The 24,118-nt window shown below is 63.0% G+C and carries 18 protein-coding genes; 11 read left to right on the forward strand and 7 right to left on the reverse strand.

Annotated features, from left to right (window positions below; all coding sequences use genetic code 11):
- Positions 1-31: 31 nt before the first annotated feature.
- The 5 genes from drmB to ACWF5H_RS09420 form a co-directional block, all read right to left on the reverse strand.
- Positions 32-2,122 carry a DrmB family protein gene (gene drmB / locus ACWF5H_RS09400; RefSeq protein ID WP_452036398.1) on the reverse strand — a complete coding sequence of 697 codons (2,091 nt, stop codon included), beginning with the start codon at positions 2,120-2,122 and terminating at the stop codon, positions 32-34.
- A complete protein-coding gene (locus ACWF5H_RS09405) occupies positions 2,115-5,315 on the reverse strand; it encodes a helicase-related protein (protein WP_452036400.1) in 3,201 nt (1,066 codons plus the stop codon). Before ACWF5H_RS09405 ends, drmB begins: the two co-directional genes overlap by 8 nt.
- A 10-nt stretch (positions 5,316-5,325) precedes the next feature.
- Positions 5,326-7,131, reverse strand: a complete 1,806-nt coding sequence (locus ACWF5H_RS09410) for a UvrD-helicase domain-containing protein (protein ID WP_452036402.1) — start codon at positions 7,129-7,131, stop codon at positions 5,326-5,328.
- Entirely contained in the window at positions 7,121-11,809 is a 4,689-nt protein-coding gene (locus tag ACWF5H_RS09415; protein WP_452036403.1) for a DEAD/DEAH box helicase family protein, read from the reverse strand. Before ACWF5H_RS09415 ends, ACWF5H_RS09410 begins: the two co-directional genes overlap by 11 nt.
- 109 nt (positions 11,810-11,918) lie before the next feature.
- A complete protein-coding gene (locus ACWF5H_RS09420) occupies positions 11,919-13,019 on the reverse strand; it encodes a DNA cytosine methyltransferase (protein WP_452036404.1) in 1,101 nt (366 codons plus the stop codon).
- 244 nt (positions 13,020-13,263) lie between these two features.
- Between ACWF5H_RS09420 and ACWF5H_RS09425 the strand changes: the two genes are divergently transcribed.
- The 9 genes from ACWF5H_RS09425 to ACWF5H_RS09465 are packed head-to-tail and all read left to right on the forward strand — an operon-like array spanning position 13,264 to position 20,578.
- Positions 13,264-13,794 (forward strand): MarR family winged helix-turn-helix transcriptional regulator, encoded by a 531-nt coding sequence (locus ACWF5H_RS09425; RefSeq protein WP_452036405.1) that lies wholly within the window; start codon positions 13,264-13,266, stop codon positions 13,792-13,794.
- Positions 13,791-14,882, forward strand: a complete 1,092-nt coding sequence (locus ACWF5H_RS09430; protein WP_452036406.1) for a polyprenyl synthetase family protein — start codon at positions 13,791-13,793, stop codon at positions 14,880-14,882. The genes ACWF5H_RS09425 and ACWF5H_RS09430 overlap by 4 nt, the downstream gene beginning before the upstream one ends.
- Positions 14,883-14,887: 5 nt before the next feature.
- Entirely contained in the window at positions 14,888-15,772 is an 885-nt protein-coding gene (locus ACWF5H_RS09435) for a phytoene/squalene synthase family protein (RefSeq protein WP_452036407.1), read from the forward strand.
- 47 nt (positions 15,773-15,819) lie between these two features.
- The gene (gene crtI / locus ACWF5H_RS09440; protein ID WP_452036723.1) at positions 15,820-17,475 is read left to right on the forward strand and encodes a phytoene desaturase family protein; all 1,656 of its coding nucleotides are present in this window, start codon (positions 15,820-15,822) and stop codon (positions 17,473-17,475) included.
- A complete protein-coding gene (locus ACWF5H_RS09445) occupies positions 17,472-17,849 on the forward strand; it encodes a lycopene cyclase domain-containing protein (RefSeq protein WP_452036408.1) in 378 nt (125 codons plus the stop codon). The genes crtI and ACWF5H_RS09445 overlap by 4 nt, the downstream gene beginning before the upstream one ends.
- Positions 17,846-18,193 carry a lycopene cyclase domain-containing protein gene (locus ACWF5H_RS09450; protein ID WP_452036409.1) on the forward strand — a complete coding sequence of 116 codons (348 nt, stop codon included), beginning with the start codon at positions 17,846-17,848 and terminating at the stop codon, positions 18,191-18,193. Before ACWF5H_RS09445 ends, ACWF5H_RS09450 begins: the two co-directional genes overlap by 4 nt.
- Positions 18,190-19,047 (forward strand): prenyltransferase, encoded by an 858-nt coding sequence (locus ACWF5H_RS09455; RefSeq protein WP_452036411.1) that lies wholly within the window; start codon positions 18,190-18,192, stop codon positions 19,045-19,047. The genes ACWF5H_RS09450 and ACWF5H_RS09455 overlap by 4 nt, the downstream gene beginning before the upstream one ends.
- The gene (locus ACWF5H_RS09460) at positions 19,044-19,796 is read left to right on the forward strand and encodes a hypothetical protein (protein WP_452036412.1); all 753 of its coding nucleotides are present in this window, start codon (positions 19,044-19,046) and stop codon (positions 19,794-19,796) included. The genes ACWF5H_RS09455 and ACWF5H_RS09460 overlap by 4 nt, the downstream gene beginning before the upstream one ends.
- A 50-nt stretch (positions 19,797-19,846) precedes the next feature.
- Positions 19,847-20,578: a glycosyltransferase gene (locus ACWF5H_RS09465; protein ID WP_452036413.1), complete on the forward strand. Its 732-nt coding sequence runs from the start codon at positions 19,847-19,849 to the stop codon at positions 20,576-20,578.
- 24 nt (positions 20,579-20,602) lie between these two features.
- On the opposite strand, the gene ACWF5H_RS09470 is transcribed toward ACWF5H_RS09465, so the two are convergent.
- Positions 20,603-20,926 (reverse strand): GYD domain-containing protein, encoded by a 324-nt coding sequence (locus ACWF5H_RS09470; protein WP_452036414.1) that lies wholly within the window; start codon positions 20,924-20,926, stop codon positions 20,603-20,605.
- Between the two features lie 155 nt (positions 20,927-21,081).
- Positions 21,082-21,366 (reverse strand): AraC family transcriptional regulator, encoded by a 285-nt coding sequence (locus ACWF5H_RS09475; protein ID WP_452036415.1) that lies wholly within the window; start codon positions 21,364-21,366, stop codon positions 21,082-21,084.
- Positions 21,367-21,473: 107 nt separating this feature from the next.
- Here ACWF5H_RS09475 and ACWF5H_RS09480 point away from each other — a divergent pair, with 107 nt between their 5' ends.
- Entirely contained in the window at positions 21,474-23,009 is a 1,536-nt protein-coding gene (locus tag ACWF5H_RS09480) for a GMC family oxidoreductase (RefSeq protein WP_452036417.1), read from the forward strand.
- 112 nt (positions 23,010-23,121) lie between these two features.
- A complete protein-coding gene (locus tag ACWF5H_RS09485; RefSeq protein ID WP_452036419.1) occupies positions 23,122-24,078 on the forward strand; it encodes an AraC-like ligand-binding domain-containing protein in 957 nt (318 codons plus the stop codon).
- Positions 24,079-24,118 lie beyond the last annotated feature (40 nt).

Genomic DNA, 24,118 nt, shown 5'->3' on the forward strand with positions numbered 1-24,118 from the left:
GGGACGCCTTTCGGGCGTCCCCCACGTGGGCTTAATAAACTAAGTCCGCGAGCTTGTCGGCGAGGTCAGCCGGAGCGAAGTCTGGTGTGTGATAAATAGTCCAGCCCTGCTCTGCTAGCCAGTCATCTCTCTGATCGTCCCGTTCCACCATCACTGCCACGCGTGGGCCAGCCCAGGAGAGATCGACCTGCCATTGGTTGTCCGGACCGATGTCGGCGCCCCAGTCCCCGAGGTCGACGTCGACCTCAACGAGCTCGGAAATCAGTTCTTGTAGGTCCGGTGCGGATTCAGTGAACACCGTTAGCCACGGACTCTTGCGCACGCTATCTGGGATCCGGTCATCGTGGCCAGCGTCCGGGACACTGACCGTCGATTCCAAACCCTCGATGATCGGGTTTAGCGCTGCCCAATCCCTGAAACCCATGCCGATCTGACCGTGAACCCCAAATAAGGATCCGCGGTCGAGATTGGAATTGAACAGCTCGCAGCTGGTTTCCGGCACAAGGACGCAGCAGTGGCAGGCGGCAAGGTTCCGCGCATCCGTTCCCGAACCGCGCGACTCAATACAGACAGGATCCGCTGAACACCAGGAAGTGCGGAACAGTCCCTCGTCCAGCGCAGCTTCCAGCCGGCTGGGGCTCGCCTGTGCGGCGATGCCGCCGAGGCTACCTGCCGAGTCGGAGGATGCTGTGTACAAAAGTACTCCCACTTGGTCCGGACCTACGTAGAGCCGTTCCCGAATCGAGGACGCCGGGTAGCCGGCGTCCAGCGAGAGCTGGTCGATGATGATGTGGGAGAGAGTGTGGATTAGAGTTTCCACGATGCTGACCGGAGCTGGATCCTGACCGCGCTGCTCCGCCGCACGTTTCGCGTTGAGCTGGAGCGTTTTCTCCCTCCCGGCTGCGAAGTCTGTCGCTGCCCAAGCCTCTACCTGCGACCGGTCCAACGCTAGAAAGAGACCTTCACCTAGCGTCTCGATCGCGGGAAGCCAGTTCTGGCGGTTGTCGTCAGGAGATAGCGGCGACAATTTTGCATCCGGCTTGTCCTCACTCCTGGGATGCAGGCGACTGAAGCCGTAGAGTGCCCTCACTTCTCTGAGGCGGGTAACTTTTCGCGCAGCCTTAATCCAGTGCTGGTAGCGATCAGGGACGGCTACCTTCTCAGCCACAAAATCAGTGTCCGGGCTGTCCCGGCGGCCGTTCATCAACGCGAGGAACTCTTGCTCCCGGAGCTGCTCCTCGGAAAGCTCATTTTCCTCTCCGCCATGGAACTGCCGCTTAATTTCGGCCCGGAGTTCGTCGACGGAAAAGCGGCCGTCAAATTCCTGAACCACACCGTCCAGAACCCATTTGGACCCGGGCTCCAGTGCCTGCGGTTGGCTAAGCTGCGACGCCTTCGACGTCACCACCTTGGCGAGGAACTCGGAGTAGGGCGGAATGGAGATTGCAGACCTCACCACGGGGAACCAAACATTTGAAGCACCGCGCTGAACCGTCTTTGGGGACTTGCCACACTCACGTTCCCGGTAGCCCCACCCGAGCCACGGGCGGTTGCCCTGGCACTTCATTTCCTTCAGCGCGATCGAATTGAACGCATCGGCCATCGTCCGGGACTTTCCACATGAGCACCGAACCACCATGTCGGCCAGGGATGACGTCCGGCCTTCGGATGCAAGGCTCAGCAGATGTTCAGTGTCTCCGTTGGGAGTGTAACCATGAACCCAATATGCGTAAGGGAAATCGTCGATGTGCCCGTCTTCGCACGCGACGACGAAACGGGATGGCGTCAAAGGTGCCAGGGACTTACAGAGCCCGCACTTCGGGTCCTCGTACGATGCCTGAAGCTGCTTGACTTTTCCGATCCGATTGCAGTTGGGGCAAACCAGCATTTCAGGAAATCGGACCACGGGAATTCTTCCGCGCGCTCCGGCCGGAGGCAGCAGCAGCTGTGAAACCCTCAAACTTCGGGCCAGACGCGGCTCACTGACCGGCTTCAAATGCTTCTTGTCCCACTGATCGATGCTCGTGATCATAAAGCTGTTATTCTCGGCCGGAAACAGGCTACCGACTCCGAACGTGGATATGAGCTGGCTGCGCCGTGCGGCGTAGGTCTTCTTAGCCAACGGAGGCGTCCTTCCTTAGTGGGGCCGGGCGGAGAGTAGTTTCGGCATCTACATCGCGCATGCTGCGTGGCGTCGGCCATGGGAGGGTGCTAGTGCTGTAGACGAAATCAGGGTCTTCGAGCGCTTTTGCTGAATCGATAAGCAGTGCCCGCGGGGACTTTTTCGTAGCCTGGTACGGCAGGTCAGCGTCGGCAAAGGCCGCCTTACGCCAGATGTTTATCAGCCGCTCCAGCTCTTCACGTGTTGCGTCCGCTTCCTCAGAATCGACGGCAGTGACTCTGTCGCCAATCCAGGACATGACTTCGTCCACGGAGGAAGACTCGTCCCTGACATGACCTGCAGCAGTTCGCAGCTCGGGCACAAGCATCCTGAGGGCTGAAACGAGCATGGCGTGCAGGCCGCGGTCGCGCGATCGCGCAGCAAAGGGTGTGGCACTTGTGGCCTCCACAGCGCGGTACAGAGCCCCGTGGAAGTCATTGAATGACTCGTAATGCGAGCGGTCGCGTGTACGCGCCGCATTGAAGATGGTCACCACAAGCCCGGGATGCTGGCGTCCGACGCGGCTGGTTGCCTGGATGTACTCGGCGCTCGACTGCGGCTGTCCCATGACGGCCATCAGGCCTAGGCGGTCAACGTCCAGGCCGACAGAGATCATGTTGGTGGCCAGCACGACGTCCTCTGGCGTCAGGCCACTCATCAGGCTCTTCTCGAGGGACTTGAGTGCCTCCGGAATCTTATGGTTTTCCACGCGGCTTGTGAGCTCACTTAACTGGATTCCGCGCGCAGTTGTCCTGCCTTCACGTTTGGCCAGAAGATGGAGACGGGCCCGTACGTCGTCGTAAACCTGCAGGTAGGCAGAGCCAAGGACACGGAGGCTGTTGAAGTAGCCGACGAGCGTCCAGTAGGGGTCACGGTCCTCGGCCACCGCGTCCTCAATGACGCTGGCTGAGTGCAGCAAGGATGCGTAGGTGCGCACCATGAGCGTGGCGTGACTGGTTCCGGATGCCAGAACTCCGACGTATTGCCTCGTCCCGAACTCGTCCGAGGGCGCCTTCTGCGCGAAGAAAGAATCGTCCGGATCGAGCCCCGGCGGCGGAAACAAACTCGATTCCCGGTCGAAGACGGAGCTGATCTGGTCCTTGGCCCTTCGGATCGTTGCCGTCGAAGCAATGATCTTTGGCTTTCGGCCCGCCGAACCATCTCCTCGTCCAATTCCGCTGGCCGCAAAGTCCACCGCAGTTTCAAACAGACCTACGGTGGAACCGAGCGGACCGGAGATCAGGTGCAGTTCGTCCTGGATAATGAGGTCTGGACCCAGATCGTCCGGCGAAATGCGTCCGAAGAGGGTCGCGATTTCTCCTCTCCATGACATACCGGCGAACTTGTCCACCGTGCCGATCACAAGTTCGGGCCGTTCCCGGTACACATCCGTGTCGATGATGTGGACCGGTAGTCCGTCCGAGAAGTCACAAGTCTTGTTGGAGCAGCTGACAATCATGCGGTCTGAGGGATCTTTAACGATCCGGTAATCATCGACGGTGAGTCGAGTACCGCACCAGGGGCATGCTTCGATTTGCTTCGGGTTTCCTTCGACTACCTCCTGGTTGTTCCTCAACTTGCCAAGATTAGTCCTTGCAGTGGCGATATCATTCGGCGTGGCGCCCCCACCTACCCATAGGCCGATCCCGAACGGCGTACCGCCGATCCTGTCTTCGTTCTCCACGCGAACGGATTCGAGGGAGCAAATGAGCATGGCAGCGCGTTCAAATTGTTGAATCGTTAGAAGTCGCAGGGTATATCGCATGATCACAGCCACGCCCCGGACAGCGGTGTTTCGCAGGCGCCGAAGCAACAGGAGGTAGGCAACCAGACCGAGGTACGCCTCCGTCTTGCCACCACCGGTGGGGAACCAGAGGAGATCTGCTATATCGCGTTCAGGGTGCCCATCTTCGGTGACGGAGGGCAGATTGATCAGGATGAACGCAATCTGGAACGGGCGCCACGCCTGGTCACCCAAGACGAATTCCCCGTGGGCTCCTTTTCGAACCCAGTCTTGACGGGAACGTTGCATGTGCATTGCCTTGTTCGCCAACTGGAACGCCTCGAAGGCTTTGTCGTCTTGTTCGAGAAGTCGGATGCCGGCCTTAATCCGGTCGTGAGCGGTACGAGCCTGACTCATATGATCAGCGGCTACACCCTGCAGGTGCGGCGGAACTTCGCCTGGGCCCTGCACGGTCATGGAATTGATCGATGCTTCGATCCATGACGAGTAGTCCTCTGCCAGGACGCTGAGCTGAGCAACCACATCACCACGGGAAGCCGAACCCATAAAAGACAGCGAAAGATTGGCCGCGCTCCCACCAGCCATCGACCTGTGGACATCTTGCCGGGGCACAAACGTCGTCGATACTCGGTGACAAAGCCGGCCAACGACATCCGAAGGTTCCACTTCGACCGCGCAGCCATGTCCTGCGCCGAAGACCATGTGATTGCGGTAGAGAAGTTCCGAAGAAGCAAGGTCGGGGTCCGAGGGAACATCGGTGCGCAGCTTTGATCGGTCCACCAACGAAGGCACATCCGTGCGAACTGACAGCCCGGCCTGGAACCAGCACGCCACATCCTTATCTGATTTCGGATCAGGCTTGGGCTGAGTGTTCCGCAGCACGACCGTCGCTGTCACGATGGCGTCTTCGGGAGCTCGCACCAAGACATATAGCTCCAGGGCACCGCCCTCAAGAAGATGACGCTTGGGCCCAGCCGCCTCAAGGTCGACCTCGATTACAGGAAGGTCGGCCGGCTCACGCTGCCAGTCATACGCCTCACCTCGTTTACTACCGCTCTCACGAACGGTCGGGATAGGTGCGTACCTGGCCGCCGTCGGCGAGACATACAGCACTGTAGAAAGTTTTGTGTTAACGGACACTGTCATGCCCACGCTGCTTGGATAGGTCAAACGGGCGTTGGCAACTGGGCTGTCGACGGAAGGCTCACCTGACGCCGAGGCCACGGACTCAGGCTCATCAGGTGCCTCCACGAAAGTGTCATCAGCCGCTGGCCAGAGAACTCCAGTGACATAGCGCTCGAGGGGACGCTCCGTGATGAGCTCGTCGGAAGCACCGGGCCCGTAGAGGTCGGTAACAAGCCGGTCCACCATTTCGCGGCGGAATGCGTATTTACTATCTAGGGTCGACACTCTCGTTCTCCTAATCCTTGATCCGGCTGATCAGCCCTGTGAGGCGGGGTACCAACCACATGCCGGAGGATCCGAGGCCTGCGAGCTTCGTCTCCTCGGGGTGGCCGGTTGCGCATTCTATGGACGTGACCCGAGCGCCGGTGAAGGCCGTGGGCCACTCTTGGCTGCGGTTGCCCTTGAAACCGAAATTCCTTTTCAATGCGAAGGCGAAAGATTGGCTGGTCCGACCGAGCACTCGGCCGTCACCGGTCGACAGCTCATAGCGTGGCACTTCTCCAGGCTCCGGCTGGGACTCAAGCCTGCCGGAGACGACCTGACCCATAAGGTCGTCAAGGACAAGATTGCTCTGCACCGCATCAGCGTCTCCGTCCACGGGGTAATAGGGGGAAACATCGTCGATGTCGGAGTTCAAAAATTCCATCCTCGCCGTGTACTGACCGTACTTCCCGTAAGCTTTCTCCAGCCATCGGCCCCGGGACCCGTCGGCGTGTTTGAGCGCCTTCTTGGGCAGCTTTGTGGAGACGATCTCCTCACGGGCACGGCTTAGGGCTACGTATTTTTGCTTCAACGTGGCTGCGTTCTGCTCTGCGGCGGGCGAGCCAAACTCCGGTTGCAGATACAGGACATTGGTGAACTCAAGCCCCTTGGCCCGATGAACTGTCGAAACGACCAGCGGCGCGACGTCAGCGACCGTAAGTGTCAACGGGACTGACCTGCTGCGTAGGCGTTGGCTGAGTTGGGGGACATTCAGCGAGTCGTAAGCGGAAAAGTTGCCCTCTGCTGTCTTCAAGGCAAGCCATCGGTCGGCTGCTGCCTCCCCAAAAAGCTCGTGCAGGCGGGACTTGATTTCGTCGGCGTCGTACGTCCTGTCCTCGAGATCCTTGAAGACATAATGTACCCATGGGGCCACGCTCATGTCCTGTGCCTTGCGTCGGATGAGGTGAGGATATCCGTTTTGCCATAGGAGTTCGCTTGCTATGAGGACCTCGTAGTTGGTCGAGCATAGGAGAGCCGTCGTCTCACCTGCCCTTGGGCTGAGGGCTCCAGACTCGTTCAGCAAGGAGTTGCTCGATACTTGACGGCGGAAATCGTCAAGCAGGTCGTGTGCAGACTCGCATAATGATCCTTCAAGGGCGCCGAAGCTCCGGATCTCATTACCTACGGTGATGAGTTCCCGGGTGCGCTCTGTCATAGCCCGATAATGCTTCGACAATGTCTGGTGTCCGGCGCCAAAATCTTGGATGAGCTTCTCAATGAGTTCCGCCGATGTCAGCTTCGAGTCGGACTCTTCCAGCTGAAAGTCATAGATCCCTTGCAAGGGGTCGCCGAGTACGGTGAAGCCAAAATCGTCATCAAGTACAGAAAAGAGCGCCAGGACAAGCTCAGCCCGGTCCCCGACCAGGTCCTGTGCCTCGTCGACAAGGATGTGCTTCAGATGTGTAATTCGGTCCGGAGGTTCTTCCCCAGCGATGTACGTCGTGGCCTTCCTAATTCGGGCATCGAAGCTGTCGCCAAGGGTCTCCTGGTCCATGTCGATCAAAATCTGCGCGGCGAAAGAGTCGAAAGTGCGGATTTGAAGTCCGTCTAGGTCATGGACCCGCGCTCGTTTCCTCACCGCTTCAACCGCGGCACGCGAAAAACTCAGGACCAAGATCTCGTCGGCAGGGTTCAGCCCGTCCTCAACCAATGATTTGACTCGTGCAAGCAGAACTTCGGTTTTTCCTTGGCCGGCCGCCGCCGTGACGAAGAGACGCGCCTCCGGCTCGGCTTCGGCTACCTCAATCTGACTACGGTCCAGCTGCAAATCAACGGACACTTGCGTCCTCCCTGTTCCACAAGTGATCGAACTGCGTGAAGGCGAGTTGCTGGCCGTACTGGTCCAGGTTGTCCTTCACATTGACGATCAGCACCTCGTCACTACCTCCATTGAGCGGTCCACGCAGTCCTCGTCCGATCATTTGGATGTATTTGTTGGGTGAGAAGGTCGGACGGCACACGTACACGGCGTCGACCTTCGGAGCGTCGAAACCTTGCGTCAACACATCGAAGTTGGTCAAGACTCGAATCTTGCCTCGACGGAAGTCTTCGATTATGGAACGTCGGTGACCGAGATCCGTTTGTCCAGAGATCGCAGCGGCGGGAATGCCTTCGACGGTCAGCACCGCGGCCAAGGCCTCAGCATGTTCGACAGACGCAGCAAACACGAGGGTCGGACCATTTGTGTCAGTTGCCTTAATGCGGTCTAAGATCGCCTCGTTTCGCTGCACGCTGTCGGCAACCTGCCGGAGATCGAGCCGTGCTTCGAGCATGGCGTTCTGTGAGTCCTCGTTGGTGGCCGAACGCATATCCTTGAGCTTGAGCTCGATTCCATCTAGCACCTCGTGGCGGACGTTCGATAGCACGCCCATCCTTTGGAGATACTCGTGCGCGCCTTGGGCGCCGAACTCGTCAGGTTCAATCAGATTTCGACCGAAACGAGCTACCAATCGTTCCGTTTCCCTCTCATTAGAGCCCCGGTAAGGAGTTGCCGACAATCCAAGCAGAAGCTTTGACTTGTCTGTGTAGGAGCGGCCAAACCATGAAAGAACGGGCGTGTAGGAGGCGGCTGTCGCGCCATGTGCCTCGTCGATAATTACAAGATCTGGGTCCGACATCCAGCTATAGACCTGGCGGCGGTTCTGCTGAATGCTGGACAGCGTCTGGATCGTGGCAACGACCAAATGCAACTTGGTTTCCTCCGGTACGGCATTGTTGCCGCCCCAGAGTCTGCTTACGGCCATCCGTTCGCCAGGTGCTCCTGCTGCCTGCCAAACGTAGCTCCATGTTTCAACGGCCTGCTCGCAGAGTTCCTCCGACTGGGCAATCCAGATAATGAGCTGATGCTTGGGCGATTCAGCAATATTTCGGATTACTGACTCGACGGCAACCCGTGTCTTGCCCGCTCCGGTGGGAAGCTGAACCAATCCGCGAGTCGACTTCGTCCTTCCCGCCAGAAGTTCGCTGATCTTCCTGCTCGTCGACTTCTGATAATCATGGAGCGGATTGAGCTGTACTGGACCGACGACCTCTTCACGCATCGGTTTCCGCTTGATGGACTCTCCGGCCAACGCAGGGGAGAACCCTAGCTCCTTGACGAACTCCTGTGCAGAACGGCCACCGCGGAATTGGTCCGGCGTTTCGATGCCGGCCTCCTCGAGAGCAGGCTTGAGTACCTTAAGGAGACTAGTACCGTGAAGATTGCTGACAATCTCAAAAAGCCGTTCGTCTGTCAGCTCAAGATTGCGTGCTTCAAGCATCGAAATTACGGAGGCGGGGATAAGGCGCCGAAGGGTTTCCCGGCCTACGAGCTCGGCCACTTTACCAGCATCAGTAGTCTGCTTGTTGACCCGGGCAAGGCGTGCCTGGGCCTCTGCATCCTTCTTGAGCTGCTTCATCGTCGCCATCACCTGAGAAGCTGACTTTTTACTGCCAAACGCTCGAAGAATTGTGGTCAACAGCGCCTGCTCGCCTTGCGGGGCCCTGTAATACAGGGGGCCGTCGTCTCCTAGGTAGGAGGCCACCGATGTGGCTTCGGTACGGTCAGGGTGATAGCTGTTTAACCGAACCTCTTCGATTAGAGTGCAGGGGACGCACAGCGTCTGGACCTTTATCTCGCTTGCAGCCCGGCGTAGGTAGGGGTAGAGATCCTTGATTGAGACTGGTTCAAGGTCCGACGTCGGCGTTGGTCGGACGACGGTGTGGAATTCAACCGAACGGGCCTCCAGTCCCCAATTCTCAGAAAGGGCTGCATTGAGATCTGCGTGATCGGTGTAAAGGGTTGGAACATTCGCCACATCGACGAGATAGTCTCGACTCTCCTTGTCTAATGCCAGGACGGCCAGCGAGGGGGCATACCGCGTGCTCTGCCCGCCCCCTATTGGGGCGAGTACCTCCTTCGGGGCTTTCACTCCCCGTGAGGCTAGGATTCCGTAGAGCTCATGAAGCTGTGTCATGGAGAGGTGTGCTTCCGCCAAAGGCAGGACGTAACTCCAGTTAACCCGCTGCACGTCGCCCGGAAGGTTCAGAGCTTCGGCCTCCGCGGATCCGGGGAATGGAAGATAGTCGCTGGGGACCCCATCGACGGCCCCGACGCAGTGTTTTACGTCGACCAGTCCGAGTGCAGTCTCGAAGACGCCGTAGTTCCTGACCCACCACAAATCAGGTCCATCAACCGTCTCAGGGGCTTTGTAGGCGCTGGAGAACTCTACTTTGGTGGGGTACTGCGGCCGGCCTAGAAGCGTCCGAGTAACGCGAGCTCGGGTTGCGGCTGAAGCACCAATTAGCAGATGAAGCCCATCGGTTGCCAACGCTTGGTTGAATCGGATGCCAGCCTCGGAAACCGGGACCGCGCTGTTGCGCGAGGCTTCCGCGATCCGGGTTGCCTCAGTGGTCTTCCACAAATCATAAGTCGCACCCCCGCGCGACATCTGTGCTTCGCCAAGAGCCGTACGGGCACCCAGGTTCTTGAGCAGGACAAGATCGTGCCCATGGAACCGTTCATCAATGAGAACGCTTTCGTCCCCGATGCTACTACTCGGTATTAGTGCGCCAGGGAGCCAGATGTCCTCAAGTGGCCGCCACTTCTGATCGCGACTGCGGACCAGGATTCTTGAAGGAGTCGTCCGATCGTTCAAGATAGCTAGGCTCTCAGGGACGGGTAGAGAGCGGGTCATGCGCCAGAGCGACTCCGCAAGCTCCTGATTCTCGTAATCTGCAGAGACCTGGCTCGCGACACGGTTGATTCTGCCCCTGCCGTCCTGAGCTTGAAGGTCCAGCATCCGCAGATAACTGTTTGCGTTGCCGTGATGCATCAGGTCGTAGGAGACAACGTTGGTTGATTCGTCGTCCGCATCCAAGGGGAGGAAAACCCGCGAAGTGATCGGTGGCTGAACGCTGCCGTCGGCCATGAGAACGATGCGACTGCGCCGCATAGCTGGCTGATATTCGTCGTAAGACTTGTCGATCATGGCGGCAATCTGCAGCGCGTTCTCATAATCTTGGAGCTCGCCGCCTGCAGCAGCTTCCTCCAGCCATTCCTCGACAGACGCGCGCTTACGATTGGCGTCTCTTAGGATGCGAACAACTTGCGGCTCCCGCCCTCGGGTCAGTGCGGCAGGATGGAGCCACGGGCGGTCTTCCGCGACCCAGGATTCCCAAAGAGCTGTAAGCTTCGTGGCTTCCTTCAACTCAGGCTGAACTTTGATGTCCGCGGGCACTCTAAGAGTTCCGGACCTGTCTGGAAGGCAAGGAACTGACGCGATTGCCTGGAAGATCGGCTTGTTGATGATCCGGTCGGCCCATGACTCGGATTCCTTATCTCGCGACGGGAGGATGTCAAGGAACAAAGCGGGATCATCAGGAGTGCGAAGCTGAGGCAATGCGCCAGCCACCATCCGTGGTACTGCCTTTGTAAGTATTTCCTCGTTGTAGAGCTTTTCCAACATGCTGTAGCGGTCTTCGTTCATCTTGAAAGCCGCGTTGACTATTCCACGTAGGGACGTTTCGTGCCGGGTAGGGAAATAATTCCAAAACCTTCCGAGGTTGCCGCGGTAGTTGGTGGTGGTCAGCGGAACCGCCCATGTAACGTCGACATGCTCTCGGGCGGCAACGCTCCCCGCGTCTGCTGCAGCATGCGGGCTCACTGTGTGCTTGTACTTGAAAATCAGCCACTCACTGTTGGCATTGCCATTTTCGAGAACAACCTTATTTCCGTGCCGAGACGCATTCCACGCTACAGACGCGTTCCGCGTCAGGTCCTCAAACTCAAGCGCGCCAACCCGATTGGAGAAAAGAAGGAACTCATGCGGAAATTCCTTTATCTCGTCTGAGATCCAGGAGCTGCCCCCAGTTATCGGCAATTTAACGACGGTCGTGGCCCATGTCATCAGCTCTGACAGAACTGGGTCGCTGGCAGCTTCGTCATAAGGGTCAATTGGAGTTGCCAGGCGCAGGATGGGGTACGCGTCAAGGCCTGGGAAAAGAACCTCGAGCTGTTCACGGCTTTGTTTCTGGCTCCATGACACAGAGCCGCTCCGGCTGAATATTTTTGGCTCATCCGTGATCTCGATGACGGACTTAAACCCCAGGCCAAAGCGCCCAATTTCGTCGTCGCGCTTCTCCGACGAATGGGAGAGCATGAGGGTGCGAAAACCGGCTTCGGTGAACGGAGCGCCCTCGTTCGCGCAGTAAAGACTGTCTTTGCTTAGAACGATTCGAATGCGTCCACCGGACTCGCCAATGTCGTCCGACTTATTGATCGCATCAGCAGCGTTTTGGATGAGCTCGTTGAGCTGCTTGCGGCCGTAACCGCCCTGAGAAATTGCTGCCTCGATGTTGCTGTGCTCACGCACGAGATTCGGGTGGGCCCGATACGCGTTGAGCTGCCTTTCCGTTTCAGCAGCAACAAATTGACTAAGCGGTGAAGTTGTGTTAGCCCACGATTCCTGAACCATCATCGGTCCCCCCAGTATCAAGTAACATATCGGCCAGCGCCGAGCTCCCGATCATATCTACCACTCTCCCCGGACACTTTTGGCAAGGCAGGGCTGCGATGGTGTTTAAGTTCTAGAAATGTTGCAGTATTTGTGACGCAATCGCCATACCCAGAGGGATGGGCACCGCGTTCCCAATTTGCTTGGCGATCGATGTTTTGGACCCCACCCATTGGTGTGCATCAGGGAAGCCTTGCAGGCGTGCCGCCTCCAAGTGCGTGATGGCTCGGTCGGCCTCGGGATGAAGGTACCGGCCTTTCTCGGGCTTGAAGAACTCGGTCCTGATCGTGACGGCCGGACGGTCCCAGTGGAGCCGGCCCATTACGTCACCAGAACCGGACGTGTGGCCGATCCAACAGGGCGCCATGAGGTCTTCGGGGAGGTTCGTACGATTGCCCCCCAAAGGGATCGCGCGGAAACGCTTGAGGGAAAGAGGGGCGTAGTCGCGGCCAAGGTGAAGTTCGGTGGTTTTGAATGGCCCTGGCATCGGTCGCGTTGATGTTTCAGCGGTTGATTTGGGTAACTCCGTGCCGCTCACTTCAAAGGGAATGCCCTTGAATGCGCTCCTCACCGTATTGTGTCTGGCTACATGAGTCGGAACTGGAAAGGAAGGTCGGGGAACATCATGGCGATGGCCGATGAGGATCGCGCGCTTGCGTGCCTGTGGTGCGCCAAAATCTGCAGAATTTAGTACGTACCACTCGAAGCGGAACTCCTCCAGTTCTCCGCCTGGCCGCGCAGCTCGTTCGAAATCCCGAAGTTGGGAGGACTTGCCGAAGGCAGCTACGTTTTCAACGACGAAGTACTTTGGTCGCGCCCTTCGTAAAGTTGAGGCGTATTCCTTCCATAGGGAATTTCGGTCATCGTTGATGTCCCGTTTTCCGAGAAGGGAAAATCCCTGGCAGGGCGGACCGCCGACGACGACGTCCACCTGCGGCGTGGTCTCATCCTTCAACCACTGCTGGATTGGGCCCGCATAGACTTTGTCGCCGAAGGTGTGGCGGTAGGAGGCAGCCGCTGCGGCATCGAATTCCACGGCTCGCTCCGTGACAAAGCGGGAAGAGGCTGCGTAGAACCCGTGGGTTAGCCCTCCGGCCCCGGCGAAGAGATCCAGCATGGTGATTGAATCGGCTCGGCGTGCGCGTTCGAACGGCGCTTTAACGGGTGCTTTCATGGCGACTCAACACTATCCCGGAAGCCAAGAGGGCCGGGCGCAGCGACTCACCGTGGTGCTCGAAGTGACGGATGCGGAAGTCTGACATGCGTTGACATTCACTAGCCGCCTGACCGTCGCCTGCGCTCCTCGAGCTAGCGCGGATGTAGTGCGTCGTCCTACCGCTACCTGAAAGTCCTCCCCATCTAAGCAACTGCCCTCGACAAACCAACTTGTTTAGACCATCATGTATCTAAACTTTCTGATGATCAGTTGGGTTGTGGTTTTGGACGAGGGTGAAGAGCCGAGAAGGCCGGAGATGCATGCCGCGTCAGTGTTGATGCGGAAGGTGCTGGTGCTCAACGACAAGGTGGAGTACCAGATGCGTCGCGTCATGGGGACGAACGAGACTGACTTCCAGGCGATGCAGCATCTGATGGCGAAGGGGCCGATGACGCCGTCCCAACTAGCGGATGTCCTGCACATCACCACTGCCGCGGCCACCACGGTGGTGGACCGCTTGGTGCGGGCCGACCACGCGCGCCGGGTGCCGCATCCGTTGGACCGGCGGAGCACGATGGTGGAGCCGACAGCGCATGCGGCCGACTTCGCGATGGCCAAGCTGATGCCAATGATCCAGCAGACGGACCAAATGGTCCGGGACATGCAACCCGACCAGCAGGAAGCGGTGGTCGCCTACTTGGGCGGGGTCATCCAGGCGATGGAGCAGCACATTGTAGAGCTGGCGGGGGAGCAACCCGTTGTCCCCCAACTGACCGGGAAGGGCCCGTCATGACCGTCAACACCACCAGCCGGAAGCCTGCCCCGCCGTCGTCAAACAATGGCAGGTGGCAGCGGTTCAGCTCGCTGGTCGAAGCGGAACTGCAAGACTTCGTGCGCAGACACCGTACCCAGGCCGGCAGGATCTCGCGGTCCTTCCCGCTGATGTGGGATCACATCGAGTCGGCCTTGGTCGGCGGAAAGCGGCTGCGTCCCAGGATGGTGCATCTGGCCTACACGGCCTTCGATGGCGGGGATATCGGTCGCTGCGCGAAGATGGCGGCCGCGTTCGAGCTGCTCCACACCGCGTTGGTGGTGCACGACGACGCGATCGACCGCGACTTCGTCCGCCGCGGGCAGCCGACCGTCGGCGCCCACTACCGGGACCACGCCTTGGACCAAGGATTGTCCACGCCGGATGCAGAGCACTTCGGCCACTCGGCATCGATCATCGCCGGCGACCTGCTGCTAGCCGGAGCGCTGCGGCTGGCCGGCCGGGCTGCCGCGGGCCTGCCGCAGGCCGAAGAGCTGACCAACACCGTGCACGACGCGGTGTTCGCGTCCGCGGCCGGCGAGCTGGAAGACGTGCTGTTGTCCGCCTCCACTGGGCAGCCCGACTTGCAGGACGTGCTGGACATGGAGAGCCTGAAGACCGCCGGCTACTCCTTCGAAGCCCCGCTGAAGGCAGGGGCCTTGCTGGCCGGCGTCGATCCGGGCCAGGCCGAGGCGCTGGCGGCGATCGGGCGGCGCATCGGTGTCGCCTATCAAATCGTGGATGACGTGCTGGGAACCTTCGGCGAACCGGACACCACCGGCAAGTCGGCTGAGTCCGATCTGCGCGAAGGCAAGCGCACCGTGCTGACCGCCTTTGCCGCAGAGGCCGAGGGGTTCGATGACCTGCTGGCCGCTTTCCGCAGGGGAGAAGCGGAAGCAGACCGGGTGCGGACCGCGCTCATGGACTGCGGCGCCGATACCCGGGCGCAGGGCCTCGCCCGCAGCCTGGTGGAGGAGGCGCTGCGGGAATCCCGGAGGCTGCCGCTGCACGCCGCCGCCCGGGCCGAACTCGAAGGTGTCTGCCTGCACGTACTGACCAGGGGGAACTAAGGACCATGGAACTGAACCCGCTGCTCCGCTACACCGACGCTGCCGGCCGCAGCGCCGGCGTGGTGCTGTCCGCCTATTCCACCTCCTTCGGCCTGGCCTGCAGGCTGCTGGGCCCGGAGGGGCGGCGGGACATCGCCAACATCTACGCCCTGGTCCGGGTGGCCGACGAGGCGGTGGACGGCGCCGCCGCCGCGGCCGGGTTGGACGCCGCCGCCGTGCGGGACCAGCTGGACCGGCTGGAACGGGAGACCGAAACGGCGATGCTGTCCGGCTACAGCACCAATATGGTGGTGCACGCGTTCGCGGGAACCGCCCGCCGCAGCGGCATCGGCACGGACCTGACCCGTCCGTTCTTCGCCTCCATGCGCGCCGACATCACGGTGGCCGAGCATACCGACGATTCGCTGGAGGAATACATCTACGGCTCCGCCGAGGTGGTGGGCCTGATGTGCCTGCGGGTGTTCCAGTCGATGCCCGGGGCGGTTCCCGGCCACGACGAAGAGCTCGCCGCCGCCGCCCGCCGGCTGGGGGCGGCCTTCCAGAAGGTGAACTTCCTGCGCGACCTGGCGGCGGACAATGTGGAGCTGGGCCGCAGCTACTTCCCGCGGGCGGATGCAGGCAGCCTCGACGAGGCGCTGAAACTGAAGCTGGTGGCCGAGATCCGCGAGGATCTGGACGCGGCCCGGCAGGGCATTCCGCTGCTCCCGCCCGGCGCCCGGAGCGCGGTGGAACTGGCCCACGCCCTGTTCAGCGCGCTGGTGAACCGGCTGGAGCGCGTTCCCGCCGACGAGCTGCTGTCCCGCCGGGTCCGGGTGGGCACGCCGCAGAAGGCGGCGATCGCGTTGCAGGTTGTGGCCCGGCAGCGCCTGCGTGGACGGAGCGCCGCCTGATGAGCCTGACCTCGTTCAAGCACCGGCTGGCGGCCCGCCGGGTGAAGATGGGGCCGGCCGCGCCGGCCCGCGGCGCCGGCGAGAAGCCCGTGGTGGTGATCGGCGGCGGCATCTCCGGGCTGGCGACGGCCGGGCTGCTGGCCAAGGCCGGGCACCGGGTGACCCTGCTGGAGCAGCGCTCCGGCCTGGGCGGCCGCTCGGGACGCTATGAGCGCGACGGTTTCCGCTTCGACACCGGCCCGTCCTGGTATTTGATGCCGGAGGTGATCGACCACTGGTTCCGGCTGATGGGCACCAGTGCGGCCGAGCAGCTGGACCTGGTGAAGCTGGACCCGGCCTACCGGACCTGGTTCGAAGGGCACCCCGAGGTGGCCGAAGTGCGCTCCGGCCGCGAGCACGCCGTCGAGCTGTTCGAGCAGCTGCAGCCGGGCTCCGGGGCGCCGCTGCGCCGCTATCTGGACGAGGCCGCGGAGACCTACCGGCTGGCCAAGGACCACTTCCTGTACGACGACTTCGCCAGCTTCCGCGGCTTGGCCCACCCGCACGTGCTGCGCCGGGCGCCGCGGCTGGCCAAGCTGCTGGGCTGGAGCCTGGACCGCTACGTCCGCGAGCGCTTCGCCGAGCCGCGGCAGCAGCAGGTGCTGGGCTATCCGGCGGTGTTCCTGGGCACCAGCCCGTTCCGTGCCCCGGCGATGTACCACCTGATGAGCCACCTGGACCTGGACGACGGCGTGTATTACCCGATGGGCGGGTTCGCCGCGCTGGTCGATGCGATGGAGCGGCTGGCCCGCGAGGCCGGCGTCCAGATCGAAACCGGCGCCACCGCCCGACGGATCATCACCGGCCCGTCCGGCGACAAGGCCCGCTGCGAGGCGGTGGTGTGGACCGACGCCGACGGCACCCAGCAGCGGACGCCGGCGCGCACCGTGGTCGCCGCCGCCGACCTGCACCATGTGGAGACCGAACTGCTGCCGGCCCACCTCCGCAGCCATCCGGAACCGGTCTGGCGGCGCCGCGACCCGGGACCCAGCGCGGTGCTGGTCTGCCTGGGCGTGCGCGGCAAGCTGCCGGAGCTGGCCCACCACAACCTGCTCTTCACCCGAGACTGGAAGGACAACTTCGGCCGGATCCAGACCGGCCGCGCGCTGGCGGACGAGACCTCGATCTACGTGTGCAAGCCCAGCGCAACCGACGACGGCGTGGCACCGGAAGGGGACGAGAACCTGTTCATCCTGGTGCCCACCCCGGCGGCGCCGGCCTGGGGCAACGGCGGCGACGACGGCGAAGGCTCGGCCATCGTGGAGTCCGTGGCCGACGCGGCCATTGACCAACTGGCCGCCTGGACTGGCATCGCCGACCTGCGCGGCCGGATCGCGGTCCGCCGCACCTACGGCCCCGGGGACTTCGTGGACGGATTCAACGCCTGGCGCGGCAGCGCGCTGGGCGCCGCGCACACGCTGCGGCAGAGCGCGTTCCTGCGGCCGGGCAACCGGAGCGCCAAGGTGGAGGGGCTGCACTACGCGGGCAGCTCGGTGCGGCCGGGCATCGGCGTGCCGATGTGCCTGATCAGCGCCGAACTGGTGCTCAAGGCCGTCCAGGGGATCAAGAAGCCGGGCGCGCTGCCGGAGCCCGACGGGCCGGTTGCGTCTGGCGCGACGCCGGCCGAAGTGCCGTCCGCCGATACCGCGGGGAGCAGCGCATGATCTACCTCGCCGTTCTCGTGGCGCTGCTGGGCTGCATGGCCCTGCTGGATGCCCGCTACAAACTGTTCTTCTTCGCCCGGCCGCTCGCGGCCACCATCACCATGGCCGCCGGGCTGGCCTACTTCCTGGCCTGGGACGTCTGGGCGATCTCGCTGGGCATCTTCCTGCACCGGGAGTCGCCGCTGATGACCGGCATCATGCTGGGCCCGCAACTGCCGCTGGAGGAAGCGTTCTTCCTGGCCTTCCTCTGCTACCAGACCATGATCCTGTTCACCGGTCTGCTGGCCTGGGGCCGGCACCGGCGCGCGGCCCGCCGCGCTGAAACACAGTTGGTGGAGCACGACGGCGGCCCAAGGGCAGGGGGCGCGGCATGAACTTCCTGGAGCTGAACTGGATCTTCCTCGGTCTGGCGCTCGCCGCCGTGGCAGCCGCGCTGCTGGCCCGCCGGGTGCCCCGCGGAGCCGCCGCGGCCGCCGGCCTGACCATCGCCGCGCTGTGGGTGCTGACTGCGGTGTTCGACAACGTGATGATTGCCTCCGGCCTGTTTGACTACGGCGGCCACGCGCTGGCCGGGCTGCGGATCGGGCTGGCGCCGATCGAGGACTTCGCCTACCCGCTGGGCGCCGCCCTGCTGCTGCCCGCGGTCTGGCTGCTGCTCACCGGCGGCCCCCGCCGTCGTCGTGCTGGAAAAACGGCCAGGGGAGGGGATAGCCGGTGATCCGCGAACTGGTGATCACGTCCCGGCCGGTGTCCTGGGTCAACACCGCCTACCCGTTCGCCGCCGCCTACCTGCTGGCCGCCGGCCGGATCGACTGGCTGCTGGTGGTGGGCACCGTCTTCTTCCTGGTCCCGTACAACCTAACCATGTACGGCATCAACGACGTGTTCGACTACGAATCCGACCTGCTCAACCCGCGCAAGGGCGGGGCCGAGGGCGCCGTGGTGGACCGGGCCCGGCACCGCGCCATCCTGCAGGCCTGCGCCATCGCTACCCTCCCGTTCGTGGTGGTGCTGGCGCTGGCCGGCAGCGTGGCGTCCAACCTGGTGCTGCTGGTCTCGCTGGCCGCGGTGTATGCCTACAGTGCGCCGGGGCTGCGCTTCAAGGAGCGGCCGTTCCTGGATTCGCTGACCTCCAGCACGCACTTTGTCTCGCCCGCGGTCTACGGGCTGGTGCTGGCGGGGGCGCAGTTCACGCCGGAGCTGTGGGCGCTGCTGGCCGCCTACTTCCTCTGGGGGATGGCCAGCCACGCGTTCGGTGCGGTGCAGGACGTGGTCCCGGACCGCGAGGCAGGGCTGGGATCGATCGGCACGGTGCTGGGCGCCCGCCGCACGGTGCTGCTGTCCGCCGCTGCCTATGCCGCCGCCGGGCTGCTGATGCTGGCCACCGACTGGCCCGGCCCGCTGGCGGCGCTGCTGGTGCTGCCGTACCTGGTCAACGTGCTGCGCTTCGCCCGGATTGACGACGCCGGATCGGCCGCCGCGAACGCCGGCTGGAAGCGCTTCCTCTGGCTGAACTATGTGGTTGGATTCCTGGTCACCATGCTGCTGATCTGGTACGCGGGGATCCGGTGAGCACGCCGGGCAAGCGGCCCGGTCCGGCGCAGGACCGGTGGTACGCGGCCGACGCCGGCCGGCTGCTCGGTGCGGTGCTGGTCGCTGCTTCCTGGCTGGTGGCGGGCTGGCCGGCGGCCGCGGCCATGTTGCTGGTCTGCGGCGGGCAGTGGCTGCTGCGCTGGTATCTGCTGGGCCGGCCGGTCGACGCGGCGGGCCAACTGGTGCTGCTGGCGGCCGGGTGGTTCAGCGCGGTGGGGCTCTACCATCGGGTGTCCTGGCTGGACGCGGTGATGCACGCGCTGGCCAGCCTGGTGGTGGCGCTGCTGGCGGCGGAACTGCTGCGGGCGGAACTGCTGGGTGCGCGGGGTCAGCTGGCGGGCGGTACCCCGGCTAGTGGCGCGCCGGCTGTTGGCGCGGCCGCCCCTTCAACGGGGCGCAACGGCCGCGGCGGCCGGACCGGCGTCGTGGTGCCGGCGGTGCTGCTGGTCTGCGCGACGGTGACGCTGGGCGTGCTCTGGGAGCTGGGGGAGTGGCTGGGCCACACGTACATCACCCCGGAGATCGGCGTGGGCTACGACGACACCATCGGCGACCTGGCCGCCAACTTCGTCGGGGCTATCCTCGGCGCCGCCCTCGCCGTCCGAACCTGGGGCACGCCGCACGGCCAGACACCCCGGCCAGTCCACGACAAGCGCAGCCACAATGTCCGCCGTCGTGGTGCCGTGGTGGCCGCCCGTCTGGCCGATAGCCACGGCGGCCGGCGGTGACCCCGGTGCGGCCAGACGCGGCCCGGCCGCCGAGCGGCCCGGCTCTGTCCGTGGTGATTCCGGTGCTGGACGATGCCGCGGCGCTCGCCGAGTGCCTGGCGCTGCTGGCTCGGCAGACACGTCCCGCCGACGAGGTGATTGTGGTGGACAACGGCTGCTCGGACACCTCGGCCCAGGTGGCGTTGGACGCCGGCGCACGCGTGGTCACCGAACCGCGGCGCGGGATCCCGGCCGCTGCCGCCGCGGGCTACGATGCCGCCGTCGGCGAGGTGATTGTCCGCTGCGACGCCGATACCCGTCCGCCGGAGGACTGGCTGGCCCGGATCGGTGCCGCTTTCGCCGACCCCGGCCTTGACGCGTTAACCGGTCCGGGCCGGTTCTACGACCTGCCCCGGCCGGTGGCCTGGCTGGCGTCCGCCGCGTATTCCTCCGGCTACCGTTTCGGCGCCGGTGCCGCGCTGGCGGGCATTCCGGTCTGGGGGTCCAACTTCGCCATCCGCCGCACCACCTGGCAGCGATGTGCAACGGGCATCCACCGGCACCGGGCCGGGATCCACGACGACCTGGACCTGAGCTTCCAACTGGCCCCCTGGGCGACAGTCCGGTTTGATCGGCGGCTGAGCGTCGGTGCGGCCGGCCGCATGTTCTCCGACGCCGGAGCCATTGCCCGGCGCTTCAGCTGGGCCTTCGCCACGCTGAAGCTGAACTGGGCGGTGCAGTCCGCCGGACAGCGCTGGCTGGAACGGGTCACCGGTCGGCGGCCCGCTCTTCGGCGGACGTGAGAGTCCGCGGGGGAAGAAAGTGCCCTATTGCTGTCCGGGCGCCCGGTAGGACGGTGTCTTGCCTGCCGCCGCGTCCAGATCCTCGGGCGTCATCAGCGGTGTCAGCCGCAACTCCACCGCACCGCTGGAATTGATCATCAGGGACAGCGCGGCGGCACTTGCCTGGTCCGGAATCTCAAAGACACCAAGGACGTCGGTCTCCCCGAACGCGTAGTAGATGCATTCCAGCGAGCCGCCCACCGATTCCAAGGCCCGGATCACGGCCTCCCGCCTCTTGGAACCGCCTTCCTGCATCAGGCCTTTGATTCCGTCGCCCACATACTTTCCCTGGAACAAGTACTTGGTCATGGCACTTTCCTGTTCTGTTTTCCAGAACGCGGCCCCCGTCCGGACAGGCCGAACGCCCGCTGGGCAAAGGTTCCGGAGGTTTTCCCGATTGGGCTGTGGCCGAGTATAGGACTGCACCAAAGACCTGGCAACAGCCTCGACGCTTTTGACGTGCCCTAGTTTTCGAAAGGGAATTCGCTTGGAGACTGCCCCAAAGCCTCCCGGAAGATGCGGCTGAAATAGGCAGGATGACGAAAGCCCCACCTGGCTGAGTGGCACTGATCGGGTGGCTCGCGTACACCGGGTCCCACAGCTCTCGCCGGCACCGCTCCAACCTGCGGCTGAGGTGCCGCAGAAGGCCTATCTCGGCTAACAGCACCCGGTTCACTCCGCGCATCGGCGGCCGCTCCGGAAACGAGCGGCCGCCGATATTGCGGAGACCTTCGGGCTAAAGCGTGCACCGAATTCCCATGGGCGAGCGCTTAAGTGCAAGACCTGAGACCCACGTCACGGGCATTATGGATGGACAATCAATACCAGTGCAGAGATGCAGAGGAGTTTGTCGACGATGACAGCCAACGAATTCGATTACATTGTGGTGGGCGCCGGCTCCGCCGGTTCCGTTATCGCCCGCCGGCTGGTCGACGCCGGCAAGACCGTAGCTGTGCTGGAGGCCGGCGGCGAGGACACCAACCCGGCGATTGCCGACGTGTTCGCCGCCGGTGCACTCTGGCACGGTCCCGAGGACTGGGACTACTACACCACGGAGCAGGAAGCCTGTGCCGGCCGGAAACTGCACCTGCCGCGTGGCAAGGTCACCGGCGGATCACACGCGCTCAATGCCACCATCTGGGTCCGCGGCGCCAAGCAGGACTACGACACCTGGTCCTACCTGGGCTGCCCCGGCTGGAACTGGGACGATGTACTGCCCGTCTTCAAAGCAATTGAAAATTACGACGGCGGCGCTTCGGAAACGCGCGGTGCTTCCGGCCCGCTCGACGTCGTCAAGGACTTTCCACGGAACCCGGTCCAGGATGACATCCTTGAAGCCGCGCTGGAAGTGGGCGTCAAGCTCAATGAGGACTACAACTCGGGCGACGTCGAAGGCGCCTCCAAGATGCAGTTGAACGTGCGCAATGGCAAGCGGTTCAACACCTGGCACGCCTACCTGAAGCCAGTCCTCGGACACGAGAACCTCACCCTGATCACCAACGCCCACGTTCGCAGCCTGCTGATCGAGGACGGAACCGTCACCGGCGTCGAATACCACAAGGGCGGCGAAGTCCTCACCCTCACCGCGGGGGAAACCATCCTGGCCGCCGGGGCCATCAACTCGCCGGAACTGCTGCTGCGCTCCGGCATCGGGCCCTCGGAAGAACTGCGCGAGGCCGGCATCGAACCGGTCATGGACCTGCCCGGTGTCGGCAAGAACCTGCAGGATCACCTGCTCTCGCCGGTCATTTTCACCACCACGAAGAAGGAAGTGCCGCCGTCCCAGGTGGGCGCCGCGGAGACCCACCACTTCTGGAAGAGCAACCCGGATCTGGCCGTACCGGATACCCAGCCGATCCACTTTTCCCTGCCCATGTACTTCTTGGATTCGATGACCGGCCCGGAGAACGGTTTCTCCCTGATCGGCGGCATCGTCCGCCCGCTCAGCCGTGGTGAAATCAAGCTTTCGGGCCCCGCAGCTGAGGATCCGATCAAGATTGATCTCGGCGCGCTGACCGCCGAAGAGGACGTCCGCGCTCTCGCGGCCTCCGTCCGCCAGTGCCGCGAAATGGGCCGCACCGCTGCCTTGGCCGATTGGGGGCCCGAAGAGGTTTATCCCGGGTCGGCGTACTCGGACAGCGACGAAGACCTGGAACGCTACGTCCGCGAAACCGCCGTCACCTACCACCACCAAGTCGGCACCTGCAAGATGGGCCTCGACGAACTTGCCGTCGTCGACCCCCGCAGTCTGAAGGTCCGCGGACTGAACGGCGTTCGTGTGGCCGACGCGTCGGTGATGCCGCTGGTTCCCACCGGCAACACAAACGCGGCGGCAGTCCTCATCGGTGAGAAGGCTGCAGAATTCTTCACCGGCGTCGCCGCCGGCGTTTAGTCCCAAACGCGGAGCCGTCCCTGCCAGGTAGCCCGGGCAGGGACTGCCGCGTAACTAATGCGGGACGTGACAGCGGGCACGGCACAATGAAGGGCAGTTAGAGAGGTACCTGATGTCGAAGCTGATCAGCCGGACCACCGACGTCGACTTCGCGGGTGAGCCGTCCGTGAACTTCGCGCGCTGGAAATCCATCGTAGGTGCCGTCTTTCCGCCGCTGCGCATTTCCCTGCCGGGCCGCGAAGAATTCCGGGGTCATGCCCGGTCGGCAGGGTCGGATCAGCTGCTCATGTCCCACCTGTCGTCGTCCGGGCATGTGATCGAGCGTGTTCCTGATCTGATTTCCAAGAACGACGGCGGGTACCTCAAGCTTTCGCTGCATCTGTCGGGCACCAGCCTGATGGTCCAGGACGGACGCGAAACCGTTCTGCAGCCCGGCGACATGACCCTATACGACACCTCAAGGCCGTACTCGATGGTCCACGAGGACGACTTCTCCTTCCTGGTGGCGATGTTCCCGGCGGATGTGATCCGCGGTTATGCCCCGGACGCGCAGTCGCTCGCCGGCTACAAGATCGATGGCACCTCAGGCCTGGGCGGCATGGTCGCCTCCTATATGCACGGCCTGGTTCAGAACCTGGACGGTCTCGCCGGTCCCACCGGGGACCGGTTGTCCCGGATCGGCCTGGACCTGATCGGCACCCTGCTTGCCGACCAGCTCGATGAACTGCCACAGCAGGGGCCGGCATTGCAGCTGCGGCAGATCTACCGGTACATCGAAGACCACCTGCCGGAAGCGGAGCTGACGCCGTCGTCCATTGCCGCGGCGCATTTCATCTCCATCCGCCACCTGCACAGCCTTTTCCGCTCGGAAGGCCATACCGTGGCCGCCTGGATCCGTACCCGCCGGCTGGAACACTGCAGCCAGGACCTCAGGGACCCGCTGCTGACGCGGCATTCGGTCGCCGACATCGCCGCGCGCTGGGGCTTCTTCGACGCAGGACACTTCAGCAAGACCTTCCGGCAGGCGTTCGGGGCCTCGCCGTCGACGCTGCGGCCCGCCGCGCGCTGAAGCCTGCACTCTCACCCCAGTGGTCCCGCACGCAAACACC

The sequence above is a fragment of the Arthrobacter sp. NPDC055138 genome, assembly GCF_053607305.1.